This is a genomic window from Coprobacter sp. (assembly GCF_982436375.1).
Genome location: NZ_CEWDCG010000248.1, coordinates 1 through 3,687 on the forward strand (window position 1 = coordinate 1; position 3,687 = coordinate 3,687).

Annotated in this window: 1 protein-coding gene; it reads left to right on the forward strand. The window is 39.6% G+C overall.

Annotated elements, in window-relative coordinates; translation table 11 throughout:
* Positions 1-72: 72 nt before the first annotated feature.
* Complete coding sequence (locus AC1WHX_RS11130; protein ID WP_481229366.1) at positions 73-3,342, forward strand: alpha-mannosidase; 3,270 nt, start codon at positions 73-75, stop codon at positions 3,340-3,342.
* Positions 3,343-3,687: the final 345 nt, after the last annotated feature.

The following is a 3,687-nucleotide window of genomic DNA, read 5'->3' on the forward strand; positions in this document are numbered from 1 at the left end:
CTTTAATGCATCTAGAATTATTTTATAAAGTCATAATATGCCATCATCTAACTATACATAAATTACACACTTATGAAAAAAATTTTTCCAACACGCAAAAAGGGTATTTCCTTTCTACCCAAAAAATGGATATTAGCAATCTGTTTAGTAAGTATTGCCGGAAATACTCCGGCTACACAGCCCCCAAAATCAGGTAAGGCATACGTTGTCTCCAACGCACATCTGGATACCCAATGGTTATGGACTGTGAGGACATCGATCATAGATTATATTCCTCGTACCATTTATCAGAACTTAGCGCTTATACACGACTATCCCGATTATATTTTCAACTTTGAAGGAGCTGTAAAATATAACTGGATGAAAGAGTACTATCCCCTTGACTACGAAAAAGTAAAAGAGGCTATAAAAAACGGGAGATGGCATGTATCCGGTTCTTCTTGGGATGCCAATGATGTAAATGTCCCGTCTCCCGAATCCAGTTTCAGGAACATATTGCTCGGACAAGAATTTTATAAAAAAGAATTCGGACTGAAATCGACCGACATTTTTTTACCCGACTGTTTTGGTTTCGGTTACACGCTTCCTTCTATTGCCAAACATTGCGGCCTCATAGGCTTCTCCACTCAAAAATTGGGATGGCGCAAAAAACCGTTTTACGGAGACTCGAAAATACCTTTCACCATAGGACGCTGGAAAGGTATTGACGGAGCAGAACTGATATGTGCTTTAGATTGTGGTAGTTATGTACATAATTTTAAAGACGATGATCTTACAAAAGATAATGATCTGATACAGAGTGTAGAAAGAGATCCTATGCGCACGGCATACCGCTATTTCGGTGCCGGAGACAGAGGGGGTTCTGCAATGCCTGTCTCCGCTATGGCAATAGAAAAAGCCCAAGTTTCAGGAGACGGACCGATAGAAATTGTCTGCGCATCTTCCGACCAACTATACAAGGACTATTTACATTCCGGAAAAGTAAAAGAGTTACCGGTATTCGACGGCGAATTGCTAATGGACGTACATGCTTCGGGATGCTACACCTCCCAATCGGCAATGAAACGATTCAATCGCAGAAACGAACAATTAGCAGATGCCGCAGAACGGGCATCCGTAATGGCCGAATGGCTCGGCGCTCTACCCTACCAAAGCAAAACCTTGACCGAAAGCTGGCAACGTTTCATCTGGCATCAATTTCATGATGATCTTACAGGAACAAGTATTCGGGAAGCATATCCTTTTTCTTGGAATGATGAGATTCTTTCCCAAACTCAGTTTATGCAGGTGATGAACACGGCAAGCGGTGCAGTTATTTCAGGAATGAACACAAAAGTCAAAGGTATTCCGGTCGTAATCTATAATCCGGCTGCTTATGCCCGTAAAAATATTGCCGAAGCCTTTATCCCCACAGATAAATTTCCTTCAGGTATAAAAGTTTACACTCCCGACGGAAAAGAAACTCCCGCACAAATACTCGGATATACCGACGGAAAAGCCCACATCTTATTCACGGCAAATGTCGATCCGGTGAGTTATAGCGTATACGACATTCGTTTATCCGGAAAACAAAAAAATACGAAAACTCTGATAACCACTGCAAACTCTATCGAAAACAGTATTTACAAGGTCACTCTAAACTCCAATGGCGATATATCTTCGATCATAGACAAAAGAGTCGGCAAAGAACTTGTTAAAAATGGAAAGGCTATACGTCTCGCTTTATTCCGAAACAATATGTCGAACGAATGGCCGGCATGGGAAATTATTAAAAGCGTAATAGATGCCGAACCCGAATCCATAAAAGAAGATGTCAAAATCACAATAGAAGAAAATGGAGGTTTACGATCTGTGCTGAAAGTAGAACGTAAATACGGTGACAGTAAATTTACTCAACGCATTTGCCTCACCGAAGGTGCTGCTGATGATCGCATCGACATCATTACCGATATAGACTGGGCAACAAAGGCTTCATTATTAAAAGCCGAATTTCCGCTATCCGTATCCAATAAAGAAGCTACTTATGATTTAGGATTAGGAAACATAAAAAGAGGCAACAACACAGAACTTGCTTATGAAGTCTACGCACAACATTGGGCTGATCTTTCTGATAAAGACGGATCTTACGGTGTCTCAATTCTAAACAACTGCAAATACGGTTGGGACAAGCCTGACGATAATACGCTTCGCCTGACTTTGCTGCACACACCAGGTTCTGACAAACGATATGCACATCAAAGAACTATGGATTTCGGACACCACCAGATCATTTACTCCATAGTAGGACATACTCAATCTCTCGAAAATGCAGGAATCATACAAAAAGCTGAAGAGTTGAATCAACCGTTAATAACTTATATTGCACCTAAACATAACGGCGTATTAGGAAAAACAATATCATTCGTAAATTCAGATACACCTCAAGTAGCCGTCAAAATGCTGAAAAAAGCCGAAAACGGGAACGGATACGTCTTACGGGTTTATGAAACAGCCGGAAAAGAAGTGAAAGATGCACATATTTCTTTCCCGACAGATATAGAATGGGCTCGTGAGGTGAACGGGATCGAAGAAAATGTCGGAGATGTACCTGTATCCGGGAACTCGATTTCTATCAGTTGCAGTAAGTTCCAGCCTAAAACTTTTATTGTGAAACTGAAAGATCCGAACCACAAATTACAATCGGCAGAGAGCAAAAGTATTGCTTTGAGTTATAACGCAAACGGCATATCGACAGACTATTTTGCCGAAATAGCTGATGTAGATGGAAATAAATGCTCTTATGCTGCAGAACTATTACCTGCAGTCTTAGAGGTAAACGGGATACCTTTTAAAATGGGAAAAGCCGGGATAAACAATATAATTAAATGTAAAGGCGACACAATCGACATACCTCAGGATAAAACATACGACAAAGTGTATATACTTGCTGCCGCAACAGACAAAGATCGTACAGCCACATTCCGTATAGGAGATCAAGTTGTCGATCTGAAAATCCCGTACTATAGCGATTTCTATTCGCAATGGGGATTACAGAATTTCAGTGAAGGGTATGTAAAAGACGGTGTTATCGCCCATGTAGGCACACATCGCCACCATCAGGTATTAGGACTTGAAGGTTCTAACCAATATGTATTCCGCAACGAACCGTATCAATTTACCTATATCTATCGTCTGGAATTAGACATACCGAAAGGTGCGTCCAAAATTATCCTACCCGATAACGAAAATATCGTTGTATTTGCCGCAACAGCAAGCATCGATCCTGCTAATAATATAAAACAGGCAATAGAACCGAGAGCTTTGCCTAAACAAACTCGGGTAATCGAATATGCTAAGAATTAAGTAAAAGGAAAACTTCAAGACCAGACACCCTGATGGAATAATTCATCAGGGTGTCTGGTCTTTATTATATATTCACAAGCATTTCTTATACAGAATATTGTGCCTATTCCCTTTTTATATTAACTTTGAAGCCCAAAACAATGTTGATTTTTCACCACTTTAGGCTGGTATAAGTTGTCAATATATGGCACAGACAATTAAAAGACAAAACCAACATTCATAGAATAGTTATATCTATTTTAATCCCACTTAAAACATATTTTAGGACATAATCAAATATTGTATATTACCATAGTATATAAATATATTTATACTTTACTGATTTACAAACCTATATAAGCACTG

Bases quoted from the DNA above. Each gene is read 5' to 3' on its own strand.
- AC1WHX_RS11130 (WP_481229366.1), top strand. From the start codon at position 73: ATGAAAAAAATTTTTCCAACACGCAAAAAGGGTATTTCCTTTCTACCC.